Source organism: Bifidobacterium gallicum DSM 20093 = LMG 11596, assembly GCF_000741205.1.
Classification (GTDB): domain Bacteria; phylum Actinomycetota; class Actinomycetes; order Actinomycetales; family Bifidobacteriaceae; genus Bifidobacterium; species Bifidobacterium gallicum.
Window position 1 is genome coordinate 163,902 of record NZ_JGYW01000002.1, and the last position, 26,449, is coordinate 190,350.

Annotated in this window: 19 protein-coding genes and 4 tRNA genes; 7 read left to right on the top strand and 16 right to left on the bottom strand. The window is 55.3% G+C overall.

Annotated features, from left to right (window positions below; genetic code table 11):
- Positions 1–80: 80 nt before the first annotated feature.
- Both BGLCM_RS01495 and BGLCM_RS01500 read right to left on the bottom strand, forming a co-directional pair.
- Complete coding sequence (locus BGLCM_RS01495; protein WP_006295146.1) at positions 81–1,709, bottom strand: hypothetical protein; 1,629 nt, start codon at positions 1,707–1,709, stop codon at positions 81–83.
- Positions 1,706–2,605 carry an ABC transporter ATP-binding protein gene (locus BGLCM_RS01500; protein ID WP_006295147.1) on the bottom strand — a complete coding sequence of 300 codons (900 nt, stop codon included), beginning with the start codon at positions 2,603–2,605 and terminating at the stop codon, positions 1,706–1,708. Before BGLCM_RS01500 ends, BGLCM_RS01495 begins: the two co-directional genes overlap by 4 nt.
- A gap of 1,748 nt (positions 2,606–4,353) precedes the next feature.
- Here BGLCM_RS01500 and BGLCM_RS01505 point away from each other — a divergent pair.
- The gene (locus tag BGLCM_RS01505; RefSeq protein WP_044084482.1) at positions 4,354–5,091 is read left to right on the top strand and encodes a hypothetical protein; all 738 of its coding nucleotides are present in this window, start codon (positions 4,354–4,356) and stop codon (positions 5,089–5,091) included.
- Positions 5,092–5,212: 121 nt separating this feature from the next.
- Here BGLCM_RS01505 and BGLCM_RS01510 read toward each other — a convergent pair whose 3' ends face one another.
- Together BGLCM_RS01510 and BGLCM_RS01515 are read right to left on the bottom strand one after the other, a co-directional pair.
- On the bottom strand, positions 5,213–6,580 hold the full coding sequence (locus BGLCM_RS01510) for a glycosyltransferase family 2 protein (protein WP_006295151.1): 1,368 nt from the start codon (positions 6,578–6,580) through the stop codon (positions 5,213–5,215).
- On the bottom strand, positions 6,580–8,268 hold the full coding sequence (locus BGLCM_RS01515; protein WP_148401459.1) for an AI-2E family transporter: 1,689 nt from the start codon (positions 8,266–8,268) through the stop codon (positions 6,580–6,582). The genes BGLCM_RS01510 and BGLCM_RS01515 overlap by 1 nt, the downstream gene beginning before the upstream one ends.
- Before the next feature lie 243 nt (positions 8,269–8,511).
- On the opposite strand from BGLCM_RS01515, the gene BGLCM_RS01520 reads away from it, so the two are divergent.
- Complete coding sequence (locus BGLCM_RS01520) at positions 8,512–9,504, top strand: glycosyltransferase family 2 protein (protein ID WP_006295153.1); 993 nt, start codon at positions 8,512–8,514, stop codon at positions 9,502–9,504.
- 617 nt (positions 9,505–10,121) lie between these two features.
- On the opposite strand, the gene BGLCM_RS01525 is transcribed toward BGLCM_RS01520, so the two are convergent.
- The 4 genes from BGLCM_RS01525 to BGLCM_RS07925 all read right to left on the bottom strand — a co-directional run bounded on the left by BGLCM_RS01525 (position 10,122) and on the right by BGLCM_RS07925 (position 10,985).
- A tRNA-Phe gene (locus tag BGLCM_RS01525) sits at positions 10,122–10,197 on the bottom strand.
- Between the two features lies 1 nt (position 10,198).
- Positions 10,199–10,272, bottom strand: a tRNA-Asp gene (locus BGLCM_RS01530).
- A 39-nt stretch (positions 10,273–10,311) separates the two neighbouring features.
- Positions 10,312–10,385 (bottom strand) — tRNA-Asp (locus BGLCM_RS01535).
- A 132-nt stretch (positions 10,386–10,517) separates the two neighbouring features.
- Positions 10,518–10,985: a DUF4190 domain-containing protein gene (locus tag BGLCM_RS07925; RefSeq protein WP_006295155.1), complete on the bottom strand. Its 468-nt coding sequence runs from the start codon at positions 10,983–10,985 to the stop codon at positions 10,518–10,520.
- 717 nt (positions 10,986–11,702) lie between these two features.
- On the opposite strand from BGLCM_RS07925, the gene BGLCM_RS01545 reads away from it, so the two are divergent.
- Both BGLCM_RS01545 and BGLCM_RS01555 read left to right on the top strand, forming a co-directional pair.
- Positions 11,703–12,182: a prolipoprotein diacylglyceryl transferase gene (locus BGLCM_RS01545; RefSeq protein WP_006295157.1), complete on the top strand. Its 480-nt coding sequence runs from the start codon at positions 11,703–11,705 to the stop codon at positions 12,180–12,182.
- A 371-nt stretch (positions 12,183–12,553) separates the two neighbouring features.
- Positions 12,554–13,420, top strand: coding sequence for a nucleoside triphosphate pyrophosphohydrolase (locus BGLCM_RS01555; protein WP_081450406.1), 867 nt, complete (start codon positions 12,554–12,556; stop codon positions 13,418–13,420).
- Between the two features lie 148 nt (positions 13,421–13,568).
- Here the strand turns inward: BGLCM_RS01555 and BGLCM_RS01560 are convergent, their stop codons facing one another.
- Positions 13,569–13,889 carry a hypothetical protein gene (locus tag BGLCM_RS01560; protein ID WP_044084484.1) on the bottom strand — a complete coding sequence of 107 codons (321 nt, stop codon included), beginning with the start codon at positions 13,887–13,889 and terminating at the stop codon, positions 13,569–13,571.
- A gap of 561 nt (positions 13,890–14,450) precedes the next feature.
- Here BGLCM_RS01560 and BGLCM_RS07930 point away from each other — a divergent pair.
- The gene (locus BGLCM_RS07930; protein ID WP_006295163.1) at positions 14,451–17,234 is read left to right on the top strand and encodes a carbon-nitrogen hydrolase family protein; all 2,784 of its coding nucleotides are present in this window, start codon (positions 14,451–14,453) and stop codon (positions 17,232–17,234) included.
- 142 nt (positions 17,235–17,376) lie between these two features.
- Here BGLCM_RS07930 and BGLCM_RS01570 read toward each other — a convergent pair whose 3' ends face one another.
- The 3 genes from BGLCM_RS01570 to trmB form a co-directional block, all read right to left on the bottom strand.
- Entirely contained in the window at positions 17,377–18,150 is a 774-nt protein-coding gene (locus tag BGLCM_RS01570; RefSeq protein ID WP_238548607.1) for a DUF1295 domain-containing protein, read from the bottom strand.
- Positions 18,151–18,409: 259 nt separating this feature from the next.
- A tRNA-Glu gene (locus BGLCM_RS01575) sits at positions 18,410–18,481 on the bottom strand.
- 623 nt (positions 18,482–19,104) lie between these two features.
- Positions 19,105–19,995, bottom strand: a complete 891-nt coding sequence (gene trmB, locus BGLCM_RS01580) for a tRNA (guanosine(46)-N7)-methyltransferase TrmB (protein ID WP_006295167.1) — start codon at positions 19,993–19,995, stop codon at positions 19,105–19,107.
- A gap of 183 nt (positions 19,996–20,178) precedes the next feature.
- Between trmB and galE the strand changes: the two genes are divergently transcribed.
- Positions 20,179–21,189 carry a UDP-glucose 4-epimerase GalE gene (galE, locus tag BGLCM_RS01585; RefSeq protein WP_006295168.1) on the top strand — a complete coding sequence of 337 codons (1,011 nt, stop codon included), beginning with the start codon at positions 20,179–20,181 and terminating at the stop codon, positions 21,187–21,189.
- A gap of 270 nt (positions 21,190–21,459) precedes the next feature.
- Here the strand turns inward: galE and BGLCM_RS01590 are convergent, their stop codons facing one another.
- The 3 genes from BGLCM_RS01590 to BGLCM_RS01600 all read right to left on the bottom strand — a co-directional run bounded on the left by BGLCM_RS01590 (position 21,460) and on the right by BGLCM_RS01600 (position 24,008).
- Positions 21,460–22,026, bottom strand: coding sequence for a low molecular weight protein-tyrosine-phosphatase (locus BGLCM_RS01590; protein WP_006295170.1), 567 nt, complete (start codon positions 22,024–22,026; stop codon positions 21,460–21,462).
- A 213-nt stretch (positions 22,027–22,239) separates the two neighbouring features.
- Positions 22,240–22,926, bottom strand: coding sequence for a dihydrofolate reductase (locus BGLCM_RS01595; protein ID WP_044084486.1), 687 nt, complete (start codon positions 22,924–22,926; stop codon positions 22,240–22,242).
- Positions 22,927–23,138: 212 nt separating this feature from the next.
- Positions 23,139–24,008 carry a thymidylate synthase gene (locus BGLCM_RS01600; RefSeq protein ID WP_006295173.1) on the bottom strand — a complete coding sequence of 290 codons (870 nt, stop codon included), beginning with the start codon at positions 24,006–24,008 and terminating at the stop codon, positions 23,139–23,141.
- A gap of 500 nt (positions 24,009–24,508) precedes the next feature.
- Between BGLCM_RS01600 and BGLCM_RS01605 the strand changes: the two genes are divergently transcribed.
- Positions 24,509–24,922 (top strand): OsmC family protein, encoded by a 414-nt coding sequence (locus tag BGLCM_RS01605; RefSeq protein WP_006295174.1) that lies wholly within the window; start codon positions 24,509–24,511, stop codon positions 24,920–24,922.
- Positions 24,923–25,130: 208 nt separating this feature from the next.
- On the opposite strand, the gene BGLCM_RS01610 is transcribed toward BGLCM_RS01605, so the two are convergent.
- Positions 25,131–26,177: a universal stress protein gene (locus tag BGLCM_RS01610; RefSeq protein ID WP_006295175.1), complete on the bottom strand. Its 1,047-nt coding sequence runs from the start codon at positions 26,175–26,177 to the stop codon at positions 25,131–25,133.
- Between the last annotated feature and the right edge of the window lie 272 nt (positions 26,178–26,449).

Below are 26,449 nucleotides of genomic sequence, written 5' to 3' on the forward strand. Positions count from 1 at the left end.
ATGCCTCCCCTCACTCATGTCACTCATGCGCTACTCATGCAACCTTGGGCGAGCATACGCGACCGCGCTCAAGGTGACGTTTATTTCTGCAGCGAGGCAAAATCCTCCAACGTGTGCAAGATTTTCAACTCGCGAGCATCGAACATTCTAGCGCCCAACCATGTACCGAGCACGAGGATGCCGATGCCATTGAGCAACGCGACTGAGGAAATGATTAACGCCCATGCCTGCCAGTGCATCAGCATGGCGATGATTGCCACGGCGATTGTAGGCACCATCGCAACCAGAGCAATCAACATATACAAAAACGGGAAGAACCCTTGTGCTGCGGCACGTCCTTGCGGAGAGGAGAACGGCTTGTCGATGGAGGCGACGGGATAGAGGAACACGGTCGAAAACCATTCGGCGACACCCAGTGCGGCGAGCGCGGTGGCGAAACCGCTGAGCGTGAACGTCAATCCCAGTGCGATGCCGTCGGCACTCTTCCAATCACCCGTCACGAGGAACGTGGCGATGCCCATGAGCACATACAGGACGGCAAGAATGACGAGATAGAGCCGCACGCGGCCGACACGATCCTGCTTTCCGGAAGTGCCCGTGATGACCTCCATGGCGAAACCGCGACCATCATACGGGAAACTATTGCTTTCCGGCATGCATAATATCCAACCAATCCAAATTAATGATTGCCAAACTATCACAGAAAAACCGTGCGATTCGAGCGCAAAAATGGCGATGAACAACACAGGGAACACAAACAGCATGCCTTGACGCGGGTCACGGCGCAACTGCGTGGCGGCGCGGGCGGTAATCGCGCCTGACGGGGAGTCTGGCACGTGCGCGAACATGCCGATACCTTTGGCGGTCTTGTAGCCTTGCGTCGGGTCGGTCAGCAAACGCTCGCGGCGGATGCACCATACCGACACCAGGAAACACAAGCAGGAGAATGCTGCGGCGATGACAATGCGCACAATCCACGCGCCCCATCTGCCGGCCTGGGCGTCGAACGGCAATTCAAATAGCGAGCCGAGCGGCAGCCAGCCCAGCACATTGGTGAGGTGTTCCACATCCGACATGCGCACGGACAGCGTGTCTTCGTTGTTCAGCACGATGCCGGGGATTTGGGCGCTCACCACAACGGCCAACGTCAATATCACATAGAAGAGGTTTCGTCCACGCTGGGAACGCACGAGCGTCGTGGACAGCGACAGCACGGCTTTACACATGCACATGAGCGTAATGATGACGAGCGGGGCCGCAATACAACCGCTGATGACCGCACCGGCACCCATCCAACGGTACCCAGGCGCCCAACACAACAACAGCAACATGCCCATGATCGCCGGCAATCCGCAGACACCGGCGACAGTGAGTCCCAGTTGCAAACGCGAGTCCGGAATACCGTATATTTCGAACTTTTTCAAGTTCATGCTGGAGCCCTCGCCGAGCAGCATGATTTGCAGCAACGCAACCAGCAAAAGCACGAACGTGCCACCGCAGACCATAACAATGCGCACAACTTGCGTCCATGTTGCGTCGTCACCGGCAAGACGCGGACCATTGCCCAAGATGAGGCCAGCCAGCAGCGCGCCGGCAACGCAGCTCAATCCCGCTACGGCGGCCAACACATAGGCGACAATCTGCCAAGGGGATGTCGAAAACCCGCGTAACGTCAATGCCCAGCGCAAGCGCGTCAATGTGGCGATCATCGCTCGCCTCCGTTCAACGAGCCGGAAGAAGAAGTGGCCGGAGAAGCCGGGAAGGCGGCCGCGCCGGATTCGATTCCGGAAACGGTATCTACCGTATTTGCGGAATCGTCGCCGCCGTCAAGCCAACTCAAATGCGCCGCACCGTGACGTCCTCCAACGAGCTGCAGGAACCGTTCTTCCAAATCTTCACCGGCAGCCACCTGGTCAACCGTGCCGGCCGCAGCCACTTGGCCATGATTAATGACGGCGACATGCGTACACATGCGTTCCACCATCGCCATGACGTGCGACGAGATGATGACCGTGCCACCCGTAGCCACATATTCCTGCAAAATATCTTTGATATTGGCACTCGAAATCGGGTCCACGGCTTCAAACGGCTCATCGAGCACCAGAATGCGAGGACTATGAATCATAGCGGTCGCCAAACAAATCTTTTTAGTCATACCAGCTGAATAATCAGACACGGATTTATTGGCCGCTTCCGTCAAATCGAATGCTGACAGTAAATCGTTGGCGCGCTTGACCACTTCAGCGCGCGGCAGCCCGCGCAACATGCCCGCATAAGTCAGCAACTGCATGCCGCTGAGCAAATCAAAAATCTGGTCAGGCTGCGGCATCAGGCCGATTTCATGCTTGGCACGATTCACGTCGCTCCACACATCGTTGCCCAGAATCATGGCCGAACCCGCATCAGGCTTGAGCAAGCCCGTCATCATGCTGATCGTAGTGGTTTTGCCGGCGCCGTTAGGGCCGACCAAACCATAGAACGAACCCACAGGGATATCCAGCGACAGGTTATTGACCGCCACTTTCTGCCCGAACTGCTTGAACAGGCCGCGCAAAGAAACAGCCGCGTCCGGATTGCCAGGTGCAGCAGACGGAAAGGCCGGCATCGGGCGCGTCGGCGCTTGGGATGGCTCGGCGGGCTGGGTAGCCTGAATCGGACGAGCCGGTTGGGTCGGATGATTGGATTGCATGCTCGGTGCCGTTGAACCATTCGGCAAGGGGGTATTACTTGTCATACTTATCCACCTTACCGGCTCAGTGCCGCGCCACACTCATGACAAAAGTAATAGACCATATCCCCCCCTTCCGTTATTGTGTTCCACCCACTCAAACCATTCATATTTGCGACCATTTCAAACACCTTCAAACACCGCACCCGCTCGTCACCCCGGCGTGTCGAACACAATCACCCCCCTCAGCTCCTCCTGACCGCCCCACCCCAGCGCTCTCTCTACCCACCCCTCTCTATCTCCACCACTAGAATCCGCCACATCCGCCTTCCCACACCATCCCTCCTCTTTCACCTTCCCGCACGTAAGCTAGTTGCCTTACGTGCGGGGAAGAAATCGCCGGGAGCGCAGAAATTGCTGATATCCCTGTCGTATCGCGCAGCACGGTAACAGCCGGGATTGCAGATCCTTCAGGTGGCTCAGCGGACCGCTCGGTCTACTAGGAAACCCTGCCGCTCGTTCCTCCCTTTATTATTTCCCCTTCCTCCCCTTTCTTCCACCCCAGCCCGCACGTAAGGCAACTGTCTTACGTGCGGGAGGAAAAAGGCACACATTCATCAAGATTCAAGGACGCCCCAAACGCGTTCTTATGCCCGTCCTTACGCAGAACAGACCCCGCTCTCTTTCCACACGTAACGTAACTGGCTTACGTGCGGGAAGAAACGAAAGACAACGTCCATAAAGATTCCGGAATATCCCGCAAACTTAATAATTATTTCCGCTATTGCGCCGCACGAACCCCACCCCACCATCCCGCACGTAACGTAACTGGCTTACGTGCGGGAGGAAGCGAAGGGTGAGAATGATTCCCATTGCCACACAACCTTAGGCAGCATTAGGCAACCTTAGGCAACCCCAGACAGTCCCAGGCGGCTCCACCCCACCAGCATCCGGCAGACATCGCGCCCAACCCTACCGCGCACGTAACGTAACTGGCTTACGTGCGGGATAAGTAGAAGCGTGAGAACGATTCCCATTACCGCGCAGCTTCAGCAAGATTCTCTCAACTGCCTCTATTTGTTACCCAACTAGCCCCCATCCCGCACGTAACGCAACTAGCTTACGTGCGGGATAGAGGATGATCAGGAGGTGAGATAGTTCGTTGGGGTATGCGCGCAATTGCTAGCATGAATGGCCATTGCACACGGTCAACGACGGCCCGTGCCATAACGCGTCAGAGACGAGCGCAGAAAGGCTTCATCGTGACTGACCAGAACAATGTCAACAATCCGCAGCAGCCGTCATATGGCAATCCACAGCCTGGCGACGAATCGGCGCCAGCTTATCCTGCGCCAACCACGGCCGGACAGGATGACGTGGTTTCCGGACCGTCATACCCGACCACATCTACACAAGATGGCAGCGTTTCCGGACCGACTTACCCCACCATGACTGGGCAAAATAGCGGCACTTCGGAATCGACATACCCCACCACACCCGCACAAGATGGCAGCGTTTCCGGACCGACGTATCCGACTACGCCCATTCCAACCATTCCTCAATCCCAAGCATCAACATCAACGTCGCCATATCAGGCCCCAACGCAGCCACCGTATCCCTCTGACAACCAGACGTCAGTTCTTGGGACTCCTGGAGCTTACGGGGACAATGCTCCCACAACAGCCATGCCAGCTTCACCGTACCAGGTCAAGATGCCAGCACAACCGCAGTATCCTGCGGATCAGCCGACGACAGCGCTGCCACCGGTATCATCCACGATGCCCGCGGCGTACCCGCCTCAACAAAGGTTACCGCAAGGACCACAAGACCCTGGCAACAAGAAGAAGCTGTCTCCTGCCGCAATTGTTGGTATTGTGGCCGGCGCGCTGGTACTCATCGCTCTTGTTGTGTGGGGCATAGTGTCAATCACGCATCGTCAAGACACACCGACTGCTTCTACGACGTCCACATCCCAAGCCACCCCATCGCCATCAGATCACAGCAAAGATAACGGCAAAGACAAAGACACCGATGACTTGGCAGATGAGCTCGATGAAGATCTTGATGATTTCAGCGATCTTGACGATTCCAATGCCACGCGCATTCCACAAGGTGAGAGCCTCGAAGAATTCCTGACGAGCACAGGGTCGCTTGACATGCTGCGCGAATCCATTGAAAGCCAGTCGAATGAGAATGCGTCCGGCACGGTGCGCGTGCAAGGCGACACGTTGATTATTGAGTTCCGTTTGAAAACGATCCGTGGGGACGCCGCCAAGGAAGTTGCAAAAGCCGATGTGTTTGATGACGACGATTCGATTCGAGAACAGCTGGAAAGCTTGCATGAGTACTTCCCGAATGCAGCAATCAAGGTGGTCGTCTATGACGCTGACGGCGCGACAGTATTGGAGCGGACCTACGAGTAATCCGTCTCGACGCTGACCTCATCACGTTGCCGGTGGGCAGCGGCACAGTTATTCATTAGCTGACTGTTCTGCGGAAATGGCCGCAGAACAGTCATACAACGTCACAGATGCCACTGCGGCGTTACGCAGCGCTTGATTTCGCATCAAACGTTCGCGACGTCACAGCAGCCTTATCATCAACGCTCGTATCATCAAGGCTTCCAGCATGTTCGGGTGCCGCCGCAGATATCGCGACAGGCACCGTTGTGCCACCGTCATCCGGCTGGGACCCTTTATGCACAATCGGTTTCCACTGCGCCTTGCTGAATACTGCTTGGAATGAAATCGGCACATAGCTGAGCATATATATCGGGAAACTCAGCACGTAGGCCACAAGTTCGCGGTTCGTCGCACCAATCTGGTCACGCTCCACCACAATCGTCAACGCGGCCAATGCCATCATGAAAATGACCGACCAGATGATGCCGCTGGCCCAATTGACCAGCGAACCGAACTGGCTGGCCCACGACACAAAACCGAATGCGGCGAACAATGCGCCCAAGCCAATGCGCAGCATGGCCAGCACGGTGAACGGACACAGCAGTAACGTAAAATCGATAGCCGAAAAATCGCGTTCTGTTACGGCGCGACGGACCAACGGCATGCCGTAATAGCGGAACACTTGCAGGAATCCCTTGCTCCAGCGCAACCGCTGACGCCAACTCTGCGCGAATGTCGTCGGCTGTTCGTCATACAGAATGGCCGATCCCACATAGCCAATGCGGTCACCATGCAACACGGAATCCATCGTGAACTCAAGGTCTTCCGTAAGCAAATGGAATTTCCAACCTTTGTTGCGCCGCATCACCGACTGGGAAAACATGAATCCCGTGCCGCCCACATGGCATGAATTGCCGAGCATCATGCGCGACGCCGACAAGAATCGTGATTCACGGATGAACCACAACGCCGATCCCGACGACACCCAATTATCCGACAGGTTCACCGAGTTGCGGTAGCTTGTCAAAATACGGAATCCCGCATGGAACGCTTTGTTCATCTCAGCGAAATAGTTGCGATCGAGACGGTTGTCGGCATCGAAAACGAAGAACGCATCGTACGGATCAGCTGCATGCGTGTCGATCATGTGGTTCAGCAAGTAGGTCAGCGCATACCCTTTGCCCACTTGTGTTTGGTCAAAACGTTCGACGACGTGACATCCCAACGCCCGCACCACTTCAGCCGTATTGTCGGTGCAGTTGTCGGCCACAAGCCAGATGTCAATCAGTTCCGCCGGGTACGACTGGTGCGTGATGTCGTGAATAAGATTGCCGATGACTTGCGCTTCGTTGCGTGCTGAAATCAGCACGGCGTAACGCTTGTCGTACGCAGCGTCCGCAAATGGCTGGGGTTTGGCGAACAACGACAGCACGATGCACAGGCCCTGATAAACCATGCCCGCACCGCCCACGATGACCAACAGCACGTCCAGCACGTTTAGCAACGCCATTATTTCCAGCTTCTCCTCGGATTGTCCTGTGAACCGGCCCCTTCAGACTGTGCGCTATCAGGGCCTGGTTCGTCTTCCCCGTCCGTCTTCGATTCTAACTGCTGGCCGTCCAATCGAGTCGAGCCGTCGGCCGATGAGTTGGTGGGCACGTCACTGTGGGTATCAGAGAAATCATTATTATTCCTGTTGGAAGCCGCAATATCGTTCGATTGCGACGCTACCGTCGCCTCACTGTCTGAACGGGACCGGTCAGCGTCATCATGTTCCAAATGCAACTTGTGCAGCAAGGAAGTGCGCCCATGGTGGGACTGGTTGCGCTGCGGAATCGCAACTGTGGGCAAGTCAGCATCCCCGGACGAATCTGTGGACGTGGGATCAATGCCATAAATCTGGTCTTGCAGCAAACGCACCTTCTCATCGAGCGGAACATACGCCGTCGAACCTTTCGCTGCACGCGGCGCATGCTTGGACACGCTATCGCTCAACGCCTCACCAGCCTGTGCGACACGGGACTTGCGTTTGGGCTCGGGATCGGACATGAGCGGCACATCCACTAGATCATATTGCTTGGTTGACACCTTGAACAGCACCTGGATGCTGGCCGTGATCGGCAACGCCAGGAACGCACCCAGCGCACCGAAAATCGAGCCAAAGAACAACACAGTCAAGAACGCGACGCACGGGTTGATATCCATTGTGCGTTCCGAAACCTTTGGCGAAAGCAGTAGATTCTCGATCTGCTGATAGACCGTGATAAACACGACAACGCCCACGGCATACCAAATGCCACGGTCACCCCAAGCAAACAGCACAGGCAGCGCGCCACCCAAATACGTACCGATTGTGGGCACAAACTGTGATACGACGCCGCTGAACAACGCGAGTGGCAACCAATACGGCACATGGATGATCATCAAGAAAATCGCCATGCAGGTGGCCGAGCAGGCGGCAAGAATCGTGCGTGAGAACAAGTAGTTCGACGTCTGGTCCTGCACCACAGTCCAAGCGAGCAGAAAACGACGCTGCGTGGACGGCGCTAACCAGTGGCACACGCTACGGCGCAAACGCGGACCGGCAATCGAAATATAGAACGCAACCATAATGGCTGTTGTCAAATTCAACACGCCACCGAGCACTTCAACAGCGGTGCTCACAGCGGTGCCGGCGAAATTCGTAATCCAGGACGACTGCACATTCTTCAGAATTTCAGGCCCGATTGCGCTGATTTCCGGCAAACGGAATTTGGTATATTGCTCGACCGTGGTGACGAGGTCGTCATACACGGCAGGCAACCCCTTCATCATCGAAATGAACTGTTGCACAAACAAGTTGCCGAACGCGGCCATCAAGCCGACAATGATCAGCAGCAAACCAACCAAACAGGTCACAGCGGCCACACCACGGCGCCAACCATGCCGAATCAGACGAAGGACAAGCGGTTCCACAGCCAGCGAAAGGAACAACGCGATGACGATATCGAGGACAATGTAAGAGATCTTGAACCAGGTTCGGTAGCAAAAATACCCTACGAATACAGCAATAACCGCATACATGAGCGCACGACTGAGCCAAAGTGGAGGTCGACGCGGATCATTTTTTGCAGGAAAAATCGAAGCCAAGTCCAGTTTGGAACGATGGTCCTGGTCATTGAGCAACTCCTTGCGGGCGCGCTGCTGGGCAATGGCCATGGTATCCATCCTGTGGGCTTGGTCACCGTCGTCTGGACCGGCTGGGGATGTGTCCCAGCCACGATGCGTAGGTTCTGCCGATGACAATGCCGAGGCTGCGACAGCGCCAAAAGCGGTGTCGCCTTGGACGTCCATGCCGGAATCGTCCGGTGATGTGGTGCTACGTTCGCTCATGGCACTGTATTGTACAGATTTCGTCGTTCACAGGTATTCGTGTACGGATGAACTCATATTCTTGTGCATATGCTGAATGTCTCGATTGTGATTCCCGCATGGAATGAGGAAGAACGCATTATCGACTGTCTGACCAATGCGACACGTCAAACGGTGATGCCACATGAAGTCATTGTTGTTGATAACCGCTCCACCGACCGTACGGTCGAGCTCGTCGAGCAGTTCATCGCCGAACATCCGCAGGCGCCCGTCAAAATCATGCATCAGGACGAGGAACAGGCGCTAATTCCCACACGCAATTACGGGTTGAATCACGCTACTGGCGATGTGCTTGGACGCATCGACGCCGATTGCATGCTCAAGCCCGATTGGGTGGAGATTGTCGCCGGCGTATTTACCGAAGACCCTGAAGCGATGGGCGCCACAGGGCCTGTGACGTATTACGACATGCCTGCACGCCGCATCAGTTTGCGCGGCGACAACCGCGTGCGTCGACATTCGTATCGCGCCGATGGTGGTCAAGTGCTGCTGTTCGGGTCGAACATGGCGCTTCGAGCCTCGGCATGGCACACCATTGCCGACGAAGTGTGTCTGGATCGCGAAGACAAAATGCACGAAGACATTGACATTTCGCTGCACCTGCTTGGCCGCGGCATGAAAACTGTCTATTCGCAGCGCATGGTCTGCGGCATTTCGGCAAGGCGCATGGACACCACATTCAAATCGTTCCGCAACTACATGCAGCGTTTCAAAAACACATTCCAGGCCCATCCGGAACATTGGCGCCGCCACAAGTCGGAGCATACGTTGTACCTCATGTATCCGTGGCTGCATGCCCTGTACCCGATCTACCAGCAGTACCTGGAAGCCAAGGACATCAATCCGGCGCTGCGCGTGTGGCTCAAAGAACAAGTCGAGCTCGCCCACAAAGACGGCGATTTGATCGATTTGCCGGAAGTCGAATCCGTGGACGACCTGGAGCCGGTCGGTACCGCGCAACATCTGGCCGCGAACGGCACGCTGCCGTTTGAAGATTTGCCAGAGCCCGAAGAGGTGCACTGAGCTGTTCGGTGCGTCGCAGTGCGGTGCGGCGCGGTTGGAACCTTATCGGTAAGCGTCACCGTCACCAGTACGAACTACCATAAATTCAGCTTCCATACATTCCACTCAAGCGTTATCTATTCTTCACTGCTTGAGTGGAATTTTTATTACTCCCTTCCCGACACGCCCACCCCATCCTCTCCCCTCTCACCTGCACACCCCCTTTATCCCGCACGTAAGCTAGTTACGTTACGTGCGGGATAAAGGGGGTGTGCAGGCCATGAGGCAAGATCGGAAATGAGAATACTGTTTTCCGTACAGCGGACCACAAAAGATGCGAAATCTGGCGGATTGCACAACATGTCCTCCCACCCCCAGCCTGGACCGGACTTCTCTTCCATCAGCGCCGCCTTGCGCATCCCCAACCATCTTCTTATCGCCATACTCGCCCCTTCCCGCACGTAACGCAATTGCCTTACGTGCGGGAGGGAAACTTTTTAATGGGACATTCAAAAACAGAACAATATCTGCTCAATAGCGCAAAATCAGGGAAGGAAAGGCTGCCGAAAGACAGCACCACGCAATCCAGATACGCAGCTGCTGTAGTAAACAAAAACCCCGCTCAAGGCGGGGTTCCATGGTGGCTCCGAGCGGCATCGATCCGCTGACCTAACGATTTTCAGTCGTTCGCTCTACCAACTGAGCTACAGAGCCGCGACCCCGGCCGGACTTGAACCGGTGACCTCCGCCGTGACAGGGCGGCGCTCTAACCAACTGAGCTACGGGGCCAAATCTGAAAGAGTCCATAAAAGGATTTTCCCAGACTCGCGACCCCGGCCGGACTTGAACCGGTGACCTCCGCCGTGACAGGGCGGCGCTCTAACCAACTGAGCTACGGGGCCGTGTGCTCTGATTTCTCAGAGGCAACAGACGTTTATCTTACACAAGTGAACAGGAATGGCAAATCGCGGCGTGTCGCCCTCAATGCCCAGCCTTTCCCCGACGGTGCGTCAAAACCCAACAGAAAAGATACGTCAAGCATGAACCAACACCAGCGCTTGATATACAGCGCGCAAGGTCGCTGCCAAACTGTCATAATCCACGACATCTTCAGGAATGGAATAATCCAATATCCAAGAGGTAATTCCAATTATAAATACAAATACATAAAACACTATCAAAATACTCAATATTGACAACGCCGCTCCAACCGAAATCCCAGCTATCGCCATCGTTTTGTTATTCTCACCGGTTTTATTGATTTGCACGAGCGCGATAATCGAGAGAACCAATCCCACCGGCGGCGCAATAAAACAAAGCACAAACCCAACGATGCATAAGGTATTCCACTGCTGTTTGACCGGTCGAGGTACGCCGTAAGACTGCGGGGGCATCATACGAACAGGCCCCTGCCCCGGCGCATACCCTCCAGGCATTTGAGGAGGAGCCTGACCGCCCTGGGAGTATTGAGGTTGCTGGGGATACTGCTGATAATTATTCATCTCCCTATTGTAGGTCCTACCATTCTTCCCTCCCGCACGTAACGCAACTGGCTTACGTGCGGAGGAGGTGACCAAAGAGCATCGACTACACCATCATCAACCACATGCACTCACCATAAGAACCATCAAGAACCTCGACAAAGTCAAGCCGTCCGGCCACTCGCCGACCTCCCGTCCCCGCACGTAACGCAACTGGCTTACGTGCGGGGACGGGAGGCTGGAGAGAAACCACCGGGACCATCACCCTCCATAAGAAATCACAACACAACGCTTCAAAACCTCAGCAAACTCGTCGCCCAATCCGCCCCCCCCTCCCGCACGTAACGCAACTGGCTTACGTGCGCGAAAGACGAGGGTACGAATGTGGAAATCATATACGAAAATCAGGAATGCAATATATACTATTTATTTCGATATAAGTAATTATTAACACCCACAAATAGTCAAACTATACAACCATATACTATTAACATTATTCACAATTTATATTGGATTGTTTTCTGCAAACTTATATTTCCCTTTACTTCACTCACCATGTGCCAATCCAAGCCATATCTAGCTGAACGTTTCATGAATCGCGCTCAGAGCACACTCTCAAGAAGATTTCAGCAACAACATTTAGCGTAAGAGCAAACGTGTCAAGCCAATACACCTACGCCCTGTAGTGACTTGACATCAAACCAACCCAGACACCCTATAGAAGAAACGAGGCCGATCATGACTGACGCCACTAAGCACCCCAACGAGTCCAAAGCCGCCGAAACGGCCGAAGACCACAAGACCGCCACACCGGAAACCGCAGCCGCTGACAACACAACCACCCAAGCCAAGCCCGCTGAGCCAAAAACGGCACATCACACATCCAAGCATCGCGGCAAGGCAGCATCCGTCACCGCAACTCCAACTGCAACTCCAGCCACAGAAGACACATCCAAGGCTGATCAAGACGACCAAGCCCAGACCACTACGCCTACTCCCTCCACGGCTGATGACCAGTCAGGCGATGAGCTCGTCTACACATCACAATCCGACACTGGCGCCCAGCTTGAGGAGCCGCAGGACAGTGACGATGACAAGAAGTCGCAGTGCAAGTGCCCGCTGCCGGTGCACACGCGTATCGTCATGATGGCCGGCGCCGTGCTCGTGATTGCCGGCATCGCACTTGGCGTTCACTTCTCCCACAAAACCAATCGCTGAATAGTGACCACTATTATGCGAGGCACCTCGCCTCATGAGGGTGAGCGGAAATAATTTTCAATATCCTTTCTGCGCCGCACGTAAGCCAACTGCGTTACGTGCGGCGGAACTCTGCGCGGCTCCGAACGTCACACGTTATCCATGTCCCTGCGCCTCGCACGTCTCTCGACAAGAACCCCACCCGTCACGAAACGCTTGAACCAAGCCCCAAAAAGAAGCAGAACACCCCCAACAGGACGTTGGGTATGAAGCACACTGAACTTCTCAAGGCCCCGAGCGCGGACGACGTTACGCACCAGCAACTTCGCGCTCCAGCAATACTGCACGCCAAGAAAACCGCTCACGTCAACGACGACGGTCACAATGACAACATGAACGAATCACGCGACCCACACTCCACGCACCCCCAAAACCCCTCACAACTATCTCCCCAGCCTCCCCAACCTCCCCAGCCTCCCCAACGTTCCAATCAACCTGGCGAGCCGGTGTCCACTTATCAGCTTCCCGGCGGACTGCAGCATTGCAGCAAACTTCAGCCCGTACTCGACGCACCCACAGCGCTGGAACGGGTCCGTCAAATCGTACGAATCTTGCATGAACCAGGCGGCTGTCCGTGGGACGGGGAACAAACCAACCGCTCGTTGATCAAGCCGCTGCTCGAAGAAACGTACGAATATATTGACGCTGTGGAGACCGACGACCGCGACAATATGCGTGAGGAACTTGGCGACATGCTGCTGCAGTCAATATTTCAAGCGCAAATTTGCTCGGAAGATTCTGCCGATCCGTTCACCCTTGATGAAGTCTGTGATCGTCTCGTCGACAAGCTCATTACACGACATCCCAACGTATTTCAAGACGACACGGCGAACAGCAATGAGAACCAGGCACTGCAAGAGGCAATCGACGCCGACACCACCTTGCAGCTGTGGGAACGCATGAAACAGCAAGAGAAGCAACGCACGTCCGTTCTCGACGGCATTGCACAGGCGCAGGGAGCGCTGCCGAGATCTGCGAAAGTGGCCGCTCGCATCCGTAAATCTGCGCAGCCCCAACGTTTTGACGAAGCGTTCCATCTGAACACCGAAAATGAGACGGAGCAACTCGCCGACGAATTGCTGGATCTGGTGCGCCGCGCCGACGCGTCCGGCATCGATATTGAGTGTGCGTTGCGCAACCGGTTACGTCAAGTTGAGCAGGCCGTACGCACCATAGAGCAGGATTCTTCAGAACAATAAGTTCAGGAGGATCAAACAACGCTCTGGCAAACCGCGATTCTATTGATTTGTGCAGCGCAATTGTATATATGCGCTGCACAACGATTTCACAGGAATTATATCTCTAAATATTAAGTTGTTATCTTTTTCAACTATTCAGACGGCAAGACTACTCAGCTGCCAGAACCCCGTCTTGAATAGGCGTGAATTCACTCGTCAATTTCCACGAATGTTCTTCGTCAATCTTGGCGGGATCATCGTAGCGCAACAGTTGGCGCGCAAACTCATCTTCCGTGATCTGCTTGGCACGCAGCTGCTCGAGCAGCGAGCGCACCACATTGCCGGGATTACTGTCGCGCAGGTCATGATCCATGACGCGCACCTGAGTCGTCTCCCCTTGGTCGTCGGCAATTGTGCCGACCCAAAAATCAACGGTGTCCCACTCGTTGGGCCCCTGATATGTATAGTTCGTCAGTTGTTGAACTTTCATTGTCCGCTCCATTCGCATCGTCGGCCGCGCTTGCCGCGGCTGTGTTGAAGTTCAGTCTAGATGCTGTACAGCGGCTCCACCGTGCGCTGAGACGGCCGCTTGCTTTGTCCTTTTTTTCTTCTCTTTGTTATTTCCGCAGTTTCCACATACATAAAGCCACGCAGCGTATCTCTCCCTCAGTGTCGAGGTGGCAACCGGAGCAGACCAATACCACAGCCACATGGCGTGACGATACCGAAGACATTGCGGGTACTGAACAATGTGACGCCCGGCAACATTGGGGTAACATGCCATTTCCTCCACGGAAACCAATGATGCAGTTGCCGGAAATGCGCGCTCCATATTGTCTGGAACATCCCGCATTTCATCATGCGATACAGGCCTTCTCAATATCAAGTTACTTGTTTGACATGAAACACAAGGTATCAATCAAGTTGCGCAATGGCCAGCATGGCGGGATTCCCGAGAGTGACAGAAGAAAACAGAAGAAGAGGTACCCCTATGCATCTTCCCGCATCATCAGGTCTTCAAACGACCAAAGCCAAGACTTGGCGCCGTATCATGGCAGCCGCAGGCGCCTTGACCTTATGCACCTCACTGGGTGTCTCAGGTATTGGAACCAACGCGGCATTTGCCGACACCTATTCCAGTTCAGCCATTGCGATGAATGCCAATGCTGTGACCAAGGGCACCATTGCCGCCGGAGAACTGGCTGTCGTCAATTTCGCACCAGTCTGGGGAGACAAGCAAGCCAACAAAGAGCACATGCTTGAAATCATGAAACAAGCAGCCGATTGCGCAGTGAAGATGATTGTCTTCCCCGAAATGGCATTGACCGGGTACGTCTCGTCCAGCGATCCTGAATCGCAGGCTTACCGGATGGCGGTCAGCCAGGCTGAAACTACGGCCAGCCCCATTACCCAGGAAATTGCACAGGCTGCCAAAGGATATGGCATGTGGGTGGTGTTCGGCACCTCTGAACGTATCCCGGGCGACGATGACCATGCCTACAATTCGGCATTCGCCATTTCCCCTGAGGGCCAAGTGAGCAGCTATCAGAAAATCGCTCCGGTTGAGGGTTCATGGGCTACGCCGGGATCCACGCCAGTAATATTGCAAACTCCGTGGGGCCTGATGGGCCTGAGCATTTGTTACGACACCTACGCCAATCCTGAGATTGAACGCTACTATGCGGCAAGCGGTGTCGGATTGCTCGTCAACCCCACGGCCACGTCACGCAGCTACACCGATATTGACAACGATGGTGTCAAGGATGGTAAAGGTTGGGAGTGGTATTACCGCAACCGCTTGGAGTCCATCTCTTCGCGTGATGGCATGGTCATTGCGAGCGCCGATCTTGTGGGGCCTGACGGTCCGACGGCTGCTGACGGTTCACGCGCCTATGATTTCCCTGGAGGGAGCGTCATTCTTACGGGCGGCACCACCTATGCGGCAGGGTTGGCTCAGGATGGCACGATTGCCGTCGGCACAGCCGGATTGCTGACGAATGACCGGGCGCTGCGTGTTTCTGTGCCGTCCACTACAAAAGTGGCCAACGATTTCCATCCTGATTATTACGCCAAGTGGTATGGCGAACTTGCCGACCGTCAAGAATCAGGTGAATCGTTACGATATTCATTCGGTTCTTCCGATGGCCCCACAGCAGCTGTGGCCAATGTCAGCGCGGTGTGGGCGGACAAGACAGCCAACACGCAGATGATGCTTGATTATGCTGATATTGCGCATGAGAAGGGTATTGATTTGCTGGTCTTCCCGGAAACCATCCTGACCGGGTACGACAGCACTGATCCCAAGGGGAGCGCTGACGCCCATTCAAGCAATGCGGAGGTCAACCGGCAGCTGGCAGCAAGCGATGATTATATGCAGGTGCTGTTGGCTGAGAAGGTTGTAGGCGCCGATGGGGATACCACGCGCGGCGAATCTGTGCAGCGTATGGCGGCGAAGGCCAAGGAACTGGGCATGTACATCGTGTTCGGCTTGGCGGAAATGCCTGAAGGCGGTCCCGTCAATGATGGCGGTACGAATAAAGTCTATAATTCCGCTGCTGTCTGTTTCCCTGACGGACACACCGAGTCGTATCAGAAGATGCATCGTGCCGGCTCTGAAGAAACAGTATGGTCGGTGCCAGGCGACACGCCTCTCATGTTCGAGATGCCACAGTGGAAGGGCAAGGACGGTTCAGCGCTCAAGGCAGGTGTGAATATCTGCAGGGATGGTCATTTTTATCCCGAACTTGGCCGATTCTACGCAGCCAGTGGTGCTGAGTTGCTGATTCATCCCACGGCCACCACGGGCAATGCATGGTATCGCGAATCACGCATCGGCAGCTACACGGACCGCGACAGCATGGCTGCGGTAACCGCCAATATCTGGGGTCCGGATGGATACCCGTTGGATGCTGAAGGACAACCCATCTACTCGGTGAATGATGCCGGCGAAACGGTGTCCAGCGACAAGCCAGTGGCGGGATATAGCTATGCTGGCGTGGGCCGCAATCCGTTCCATTCCACCAGCTTGGTGATTACCGCATGGAATCGTAAAGACGGTACACGATTCAATTACCTCACAGGCTCCGCTTTGGATACGAGCGACACTGGTGCCGGTGCCGACCTGGCAGCCACCCAGGATTGGACATTCGCACAAGGTGCGGTTGATTCCGACAATCTCGAATATCGTACGATGAACCTCTCTGCTGCGGGATTCGGCATTACGAACTTCCAGCCGCGCCTGTTCTCGAAGATGTACGACGCGCTCGCCCAACGCATGGTGCCAGAATATGCAGCGATGTACACCGCGCCTTCGGCACTTGATGCTTCCGCCTTGCAACCCTCGATTGATCAGGCTGCATCTGCATTGACCAAGACCGACACATACACGGCTGAGTCGCTGGAGGTTCTCACTAGCGCATATGAGGAAGCGCTTTCCTTGCGTGACAACACCACGTTCGGCTCGCAACAACAGCCGCTGGTCACCGCTGCCGCTGAGGAACTTGACAAAGCGCTGAGCGCTTTGCAGCTTGTTCACGCTCATGAACAGGACGCAACGGATGATGCACAGAACAATTCCGACGCATCCAGCCCCAGCGCCGGCACCGGCACCGATACCGAAAAGCAGCCATCTTCCGCGGAGTCTGCCGTTGCACCAGATACGGCTGATACGAATCAGGATGAATCTGCGACCAATGATGCGTCAGCGGATGGCGAGGACCAGGATGACAGTCCTTTGGCTTCAACGGGTTCCCCGATACTCGTCATGGCTGTACTGGCTGCGGTTGCCGCTCTGACTGCGGGTGGACTAATCCTCAAGGCAAAGCGCAGCGTATGATGACCACTGCCGCCACGCTTGGCAGCCCTTGAATGCAGCGCGGCCACATCATGCATGACGTGATGTGGCCGCGTTCTTCATACGGAGTACTCCTTGCGGCGAAGGCGCCATGGTACGGCATTTTCACATCAATGCCGTACCTTCACCCCACAAGCCACTTGGCGTTCTTAACACTGTAGAGCGGAATCAACGGGATAAGGATTGGCGTATGCGTGCTGTAATGGCGGTATGCCGGGTCCTGACCATAGTTGCGTTCCTGGCGCAGTTCCAACCGGCGAGCGCCGCCAAACATAATCCATACAATGCACACATAGCCAATGATGGCAGCAGCCCATTGCCAAAATCCGCGTAGTACGGTCACGCCGGACACGAATACACCCGTCCACGTCAATACTTCACCAAGATAATTAGGGCAACGCACGATGCGGAACACGCCCACGTCACAGAACCTGTCTGGATGATGGCGCTTGAAGCGGTTCTTCGTAAAATCGGCCACCGACTCGAGTATGATGCCGGTTCCCATAATTGCAGCACCCACAATGCCCACAGCATCCACGGGAGCATGATTACTCAAGCGGAATAACACGGGACTCGCTTCACAAGCATACAGTGCGGCGCAAGCAATCCATGTCAGCACTTTCAGCGGTAATGCCACAGTGCGTCCATGCTCAATCGCGGCTTGGCCCACATCACGGTAGGAAGCGCTACGGCTTTCACGCACAATCAGGTATGTGCCCAGCCGCAGGCCATACACTACCAGCAATGCCGACATCACAATAGTCAACGGATCAAGGCCGCCCCATATGCCGAACGCGACGAGCATTGTCACGCCAATGCCCGCGATGGAGAAGCCGTATCCCACAGAAATAAACCAGATATACCGGTAAAACCCAATGGCACTGATAATAAGTGCCACAATACATATCAAGAGAAATGCCATGGTAAAAGTGTAAACGAAGTTCAACTCCCTGACATCTTTCGCGAGGGTATGGTCTCGCCGTGGACGTATCACGCGCAATGCCGTTTACAGGGGGTAAAGGACAAAATGTGTGTCTCAACATGCTGCGAAGGCGTTGTATTTGCTGGCATGTCGCAGTGTTATTTTGGTCGTTCACTCCAAGAGTTTCAGTCACAACGACGAAGGCGCCATCCTTGCGGATGACGCCTTCTGGTTGTACCCCCTGAGAGAGTCGAACTCTCGTTGTCAGATTGAAAGTCTGGTGTCCTAACCGTTAGACGAAGGGGGCCTGACAACTCGATTAATATTACAGGAATCTCGACGTCATGCAACTTCGGCGTGTCGCGCCCATTTCTCACGATTTCACACTTCCCGTCTTGCTCCCCATCACTTCCCCGAGCCACCCCGCATCGGCAAGTATGTACCGCTTCTCCCAACCTTCCATCACCATCTCCCATCATCCTCTCTACTTCCCGCACGTAAGCCAGTTACGTTACGTGCGGGAAGTGCGGGCCCAGGACTAGGATCACGACCTTCACACCCCTACTCGTCACCACCTGCGCAGTCAACAGCATCACAGCCCAACATTCACTCGCCCGCACGTAAGCCAGTTACGTTACGTGCGGAGTTCAGGCCTAGAAAACCCTTGGTAGGCAACACAGTGATAATCATTCTCATCTTCCCGCACGTAACGCAACTGGCTTACGTGCGGCGAAGGGAGCAAAACGGGAAGGCGCATCAGCCGGGAAGGCAAGACAGGAGAGACAAGAGGACGACGGAGAGCTTGAAAAACGGAGGGTGATAGAACGTGAACAAGAAGACGACGGGAGCCAAGGGGGCAACACAAGTAAGCGGGCGACACGGCCAAGCCAGCCGCCCATGCCGAGCAGCCTCCACCGTCACCGACACTCGTCAGGCACGACGGTACGTGAAATCGTGAATGACGCGGCCTGCGTCGAGCCCCTTGCGCTCAAAGTTCGTCAGCACGCGGCCATCGAACCGTGGGGACTCCATAAAATCGGCATGTGGCAGTGCAGCCGCCTCCTCGGCGTTGCCTTTGCCCACATGTTCAGTCGGCAGTGAGACAGTCAACTCACCGACGTTGTCAAAATCATCGCGGCCGTCCATGACTTCATGCACGTGCAGCGCGTAATCTTCAATATCGGTCGCAATACGCCACACACCGCCCTCACGCAGCGCGGCATGCACGTGCGCTGCCAACTCGGGCTGCACAATGCGTCGCTTGTGATGACGCATTTTGGGCCACGGGTCGGGGAAAAACGTCCAGACTTCATCGAGCACTCCCAGCGCGCTCGCTGCAAGCAGCTCCGGAGCGTTGATTTGTGCGATCCGCAAGTTTGCGAGGTCCTGTTTGCCGGCAAGCAGCATCGTGTGCGCCACTCCCGGATCGTAGACTTCAACGGCCAGGAAATTGCGTTCCGGATGCGCCGCCGCGGCGGCGACAATGTTCTCACCTTGTCCCGTGCCGATTTCCACAGTCAGCGACGCGTCATTGCCATAATGCTCGCGGATGAACGCCTGGTCGATTCGCAAGGTTTCAGCAGCCGCCAACGACCCCTCACCTGCCGTCACATCAAGCAGGTAGCGTTCGGCATAACGGTCCCACGCTCGCTGCAGACGGTCATCAAGACGCGCCGACCTGCGCACGAATGACAGCACTTTGCGTCCGTGCAACGGGTTGCTTGCCTGCTGCTCAGCCTGCGTTTGTGGGGTACTTGGGACTAGAGTGGTTTGGGTATCCGCAGCCGCGACCGGCTCGGCAGTATTCTTCTGTTCCTGCATACCTTTATTTATAGAGGGTGCAGCCGAACTGCCGCCTTCCCCTACCGGCCTGGTGGAAGTGGATTGTTGATTTCTGTTGATACGCCGTGGGCTGCACACCTTCGTGAAGTCCCCACAGTCGCTGTCACGGAAATCAATATAACTGAAAACAACAGCAACATATGAACAAACGAAAGGTCAATCATGACTGTTCTCGTCACCGGAGGCTGCGGATATATCGGAGCGCACGTGGTCCACGCACTGCATGAGAAGGGTGAGAACGTTGTTGTCGTAGATGATTTGAGCTACGGCAAGCCAACGCGTATCGGGAATTCGCGACTGTACGGCATGGACGTGGCCGATCCGGGCGCTGCTGAACGCCTGACCCAAATCATGAAAGACGAAAACGTGGACGCCGTCATTCACTTCGCCGCACGCAAGCAGGTTGGCGAGTCCGTCGAAAAGCCGCTGTGGTATTACCAGCAGAACATCAACGGCATGCTCAACGTACTGACGGCCATGCGCGATGCCGGCGTGAAGAAACTCGTATTCTCATCATCGGCCGCAACGTACGGCGAGCCGCCTGTTGACGTGGTTCCTGAAGACGTGGTGCCGATGCTGCCGATCAATCCTTACGGACAGACGAAACTGTTCGGCGAATGGATGGCGCGCGCCTGTGAACAGCCGTTCGGCATCCGTTTCTGCGGACTGCGCTATTTCAACGTGGCCGGATGCGGTCCTGTGGAACTTGAGGATCCGGCGATCCTCAACCTGATCCCGATGCTGTTTGACCGCCTGAAGCAAGGCAAGGCGCCAGCCATTTTCGGCGACGACTACCCGACTCCGGACGGCACGTGCATCCGCGACTATATTCACGTGTCCGACCTTGCTGACGCGCATGTGGCGGCACTCGATTATCTTGACCGTGACGAACGCGAGTACGACGTGTTCAATGTGGGCACAGGCAAAGGCACTTCCGTACGCCAGATTGTTGATGAAGTCAAGAAGGTGACAGGGCTGCCGTTCACCGAAACGGTTATGGCACGCCGTGCAGGCGACCCGCCGCAGCTGATTGGTGACGCGACGCGCATCAACACGGTGATGGGCTGGCACGCCCAGTACGATGTGGACGATATTGTCAAGTCGGCATGGGAAGCCTGGCAAGCGAACCCGGAACACCATATTGATGTGGCGACGTGGACGCAGGAAGACTGAGCGAGTTCTGAACGATTGCTGAAGCGGCCTTTCCAGCTATCCCGTGAGAGCGTGCAGAGCGTAGAATGCTTTCGAAATAAATGCTTTCGAAACACACGAAATACACGGATAGCGGGAGGGCCGCTTCATATCAGATACGGTGTGGGGCCGGTAGCTGCGAAACAGCTACCGGCCCCACACCGTATCTGCGTATATGCGGACGTTTCTGCGGACGTTTATATCAGCTGTATCAGCACCGAACGAAAACCGTTGATTTGCAGGCGTCGTTCCCTAGTCCTGCTGCTCGAGTTGCTTCTGCACATAATCAGCGATGAACGGGGCGACGTGCTCAATCTGGTCGATGGCCACCTCAAAATCCTTGAGACCGCCATACCAAGGATCGACCAGGTCAATGTCGCTCTCACGGCCGCTCGACACGGCGGAAGCCAAATCGGGATCAAAGCTGCGGTACATGAACACTTCATCGCGCTTGGCGGCGGGAAGCTGACGAACCAGAGCGTTCTTGTGCGACGCGGTCATCGGCAGGAACAGATCAGTGCGCTCAATTTCATCGCGCGTGACACGATGGGCGAAATGGTGCGCGGGCAGCTCGTAACCGTGCTCACGCAGCACCTTGACAGCGCGACGGTCGATAGGATTGCCGTACTCCTCGTCGCTAACGCCGCTTGACATCACGCGGACGCGGTCAGCCAAGCCACGGCGTTCAAATTCAGCACGCAAAATGATCTCCCCCATCGGAGACCGGCAAATGTTGCCCGTACATACGGTCATCACGGTGTAGGGATGTTGCGCGTCTTTGGTTGCGTTCGCCACTGTTTCCTCATTCCTCACAGTCATAGACCAGTCATAGCCCAGTCACAGTACAGACCAAACCGGCCCATGTGCCAGTCGGCCTTCGAGACTTTCCGGCATTCATCGATTCCACTCGCCCGCAGCATTCATCATGAACCAGGCGTATCTGCGAAACCGTATATGCAGCACGGCAGCCGGCAGATCCACGAGCAGACTCACTGGCAGACTCACTGGCAGGCTTACTGGCAGGTAGTGGAATCACTCCCCTTCTTCATCACCATCGTGGTCCGCCCGCTGGTAGGTCACGAAACGGAACCGGCCAATCGGCGAGTCGGGATTTGAAGGAGTCTTCCATCCGGATCCCTCGGCCACTTCCCACAAGCCGTCCTTGACCAATGGCGATATGGCTGGCGCATACGTATCGGCATCCACAGGCATGTCGATCTCGGTGATACAAATTTTGGAAGCCAACGGCAGCAATTGTTCAAAAAGCTGCGCGCCGCCAATCACCCAGATTTCACTGCGGTCAAGCCCGTCGTCAGGAATCGCTTCCTGGCGGGCGATGTCGAGCGCGTCATCAATGTTGTCCACCACCACAGCGCCAGTGGCATCGAAATCCTTGCTGCGCGAGACCACAATATTGTCACGGTTCGGCAGCGGACGGTACTTGGGATTCAACGCTTCCCAAGTGCGACGTCCCATAATGATTGGATGGGAAACAGTCAGCTCTTTGAAATGCTTGAGATCCTCAGGCAGATGCCAAGGCATGCCACCATTGAACCCGATGGCGCCGGGGCGCCCGTCGCGATCGAAGGCCTCAGCCCAGATCATATTGAGCGAGAAAGTCTTGGGGAAATCATCACCCCAATCGTCCTCCAGCTCTTCCAGCCCGGCAAATCCGGGCACGGGTTCGTGATAGCCACTGCGGCTACTGTCATGCTCCATTTCGACTCCTTGCGTATGCGCCTAATCGGGTCACAGTCTATTCATGGCTCGCGACGGGTCGCAATGATTATGCACATATGTTTCACAGGCAGCAAGAGTGCACCAACCAGTGTGGAAAGGGGGATGGCGGTTGTTTGGCGCACTACACCCCTTTCCGGTTGGGCTCTTGGCAAGTCATGTTGCCGCTGAGCCCATACCGCCACTGGCTGGCGTCACACGGCGATCGGCGCTTTGATTGTGGGATGGTACTGGTAATTCTGAATCGTGAAATCATCCCAGTCATACTCGAACAGCGAGTCCGCCTTGCGAATCTCCAACTGCGGGTAAGGATACGGTTCTCGAGACAGTTGCTCCAACACCTGCTCCACATGGTTGTCGTAAATATGGCAGTCGCCGCCCGTCCATACGAACTCACCTGGCTCAAGCCCCGCCTGCTGGGCCATCATCATCGTGAGCATCGAATACGACGCGATATTGAACGGCACACCAAGGAACATGTCGCACGAACGCTGATACAACTGGCAACTGAGCTTGCCGTTGGCCACATAGAACTGGAACAGCGCATGGCACGGAGGCAACGCCATCTGCTCAACCTCGGCCGGGTTCCAAGCCGACACCACCATGCGGCGAGAATCAGGATTGGTGCGAATCAATTCAAGCACATTGCTGATCTGGTCAATCGTGCGATTGGGATCGTCTGCAGTTGGCGCCGGCCAGCTGCGCCACTGCACACCGTATACGGGTCCCAGATCACCGTGCTCATCGGCCCATTCATCCCAAATATGCACATTGTGCTCCTGCAGCCAGCGCACATTACTCGAACCTTTAAGGAACCACAGCAATTCATAGGTGATGCCTTTCAGGAACACGCGTTTCGTGGTCAACAGCGGGAACCCCTGGGTCAAATCAAACCGCATCTGCTGTCCAAACAGCGAGATGGTTCCCGTTCCAGTCCGATCGGATTTGAGGTTGCCTTCCATCAAAATCTTGCGCAGCAAATCTTCATATGGCATCGGAATGTCAGTCTGAGGCCGCGCCGGCACGCGCGCACGAATGGCATCGAGTTCTTCTTGAGTCAGCATATCTTCAGTCAACCATATTGCGCGGGCAATGGCACCGTCTCCTTCATATCCTCACCATTCCTCCTGCATCCTCTTACGTCCCCATACATCCCCGCAGCACCCTCTCCACCTTCCCGCACGTAAGCCAGTTACGTTACGTGCGGATTGGGACGTTGAGAACCCACGCGGGCACCACAGTGATAACCATTCTCACCTTCCCGCACGTAACGTAATTGCGTTACGTGCGGGGAAGAAAACCGGGACACACAAGTTGAGAACGATTCCCAACTTCCTCCACCACTCCACCTTCCCGCACGTAAGCCAGTTACGTTACGTGCGGGAAAGCCCCCCAAAAAAGCCCGACTCTGGACCGGCGGAAACTTGGCAGGTACGCCGCTTCGGCCACAAGATGAAGGCTGTGCGTGCGAAAACAGGCCTCAGGTCCTAGGATTGACAAGACGGGCATGGGCAGCAAGCGCACCCATGCTGAACACAGCGTCGCAGCACAATGAAGGAGTGACATGAGCGATAGAATTTGGGTGGAACGCAATAAAGACGGTTCGTGGGACGCCTTCAGCGATGACGGCGCACATATCAAATTCGGCAAAGGACGTGGACAGTTCACGCCTGGAGACCTGATGAAAATCGCGCTCGCCGGCTGCGCGGCACTCTCCAGCCAATTCGCGATCGAATCGGCACTTGGTGAGGGTCACGGCGCAACAATCGTGGTGGACGGCCGGTATGATGCCGAAACTGATTCGTACTTGAATTTTGAGGAGCACGTCCAGGTGGACGCGGTGGACGCGGGACTGTCTGACGAGGATGCCGAAAAACTCAAGAAGCGTATCACAGCCCACATCGACAAGGGCTGCACGGTCATGCATACGTACGAGCAGGAAACTCCTGTGCGCATGGACGTTACGATCCGTCACTGAAAGACTGGAATTCTGAAATACTGAAAAAATTGTGTCGGGAGCCCGCCCTCCACGTCACTTTCCCGACACACTATTGAAGAAAATTTAGTGAGGCCCTGCCGAGTGCATTTACACACTTCAGCAGGGCCTCACCTTGCCGCCGGATTCCCCATCACGCACCGGCGGCCGTCTTTATTCTTGTGATTATTAGTATTTCTGTGGTTGCAATTTAGCGGTCGTTGCCAGTATCCGACGCGTTTGGATCAATGGCTTGCTCCAATTCACGCGTTGCCTGATCGCTGGCACGTTCCACGGGAACTTCCTGAATGAGCTCATCAATGGAGACGGTTTCAACGACCTCTTCGACCACTTCAACGCTGGCAGCACGCGCTTCATCAGCTTCAACGTACTTGCGAGGCACCACATACACGGGAGATGCTGAATGCTGCAGCAGCCCCTGGCTTGTGGAATTGAGCAGCAACCCAGTGAATCCTCCGCGACCGCAGGAGCCGACAACCACGATATCGTGATTGCGGCTAGCCTTCGTCAGCGTGGCGACGGCATTGCCAGGAATAATGGACTTACGGATCTTCAAATCCGGATATTTCGCCATGATTGGGGCGATACGTTCGTCGAGTTCAGCTGTATACTTGGCGATCGTCTCAGCATCATCAGCATTTTTATTGGCTGGAACCGCGTAAATGACGTCGAGCTCAGCATCCCACTGATCAGAGAATGAAGCGGCAATATCAAGCGCCTTGATACCCCACTTGGTGTTGTCGGAACCCACGGCGACACGAGTGATGTAATTGTTCAAGTGCAGCAGATTGCCCTCGTCATCGGTGTAGGGCACCACCACAATCGGGCAGTACGCATAAGCCGGCAAGCTCGAGCTCGTCGTACCCAGCAAACGCTCAGCCAAACCGCCCTTGCCGCGGTTGCCAATCACAATGAGATTGTAGTTGCGTGACAACTCCACAAACACCGAAGACGGATCGCCCGTCACAATGAGCGTTTGTGCATCCACACCCTGCTCGTTTGCGATGGCCTTGGCTTTCGACAGAATCTCCTGCGCGTCGTGATGCGCGGCATGATCGTCACCGACCGCCGTATACGAGGAGTCAAAAGAAACGGCAGCATAGCTGGGCAGGGAGTATGCACACACAATTTGCAGGGAGTACCCAGCATGCTTGGCATAGTTGGCGGCCCACCACGTAGCTTTGTAACTCGCGTGAGAACCATCGACTCCAACCAGAATCGTCTTGTCATTCACCATGAGGACCTCCTAGACTGTGAGGCGCTTCAGCGCGCCACCTTCCTTAAGAATACATGCCTTCAACCATGAGGACCCGCGAGTCTGGCGGGAAAAACCCAAATATCAGCTCATGGTTTCAAGCTCACTAGGCACTATCAATAGCACAGCGGAACCTGAAGCATCAAGCATGCTTACAACATATGCGCAATTTTGAGTGCCAATATCCGGCGCAAAGCGCGGTCGTGAGCATAACGAGAAAAACCCGCCCCCAAAGGGCGGGTCAATCGTTATCA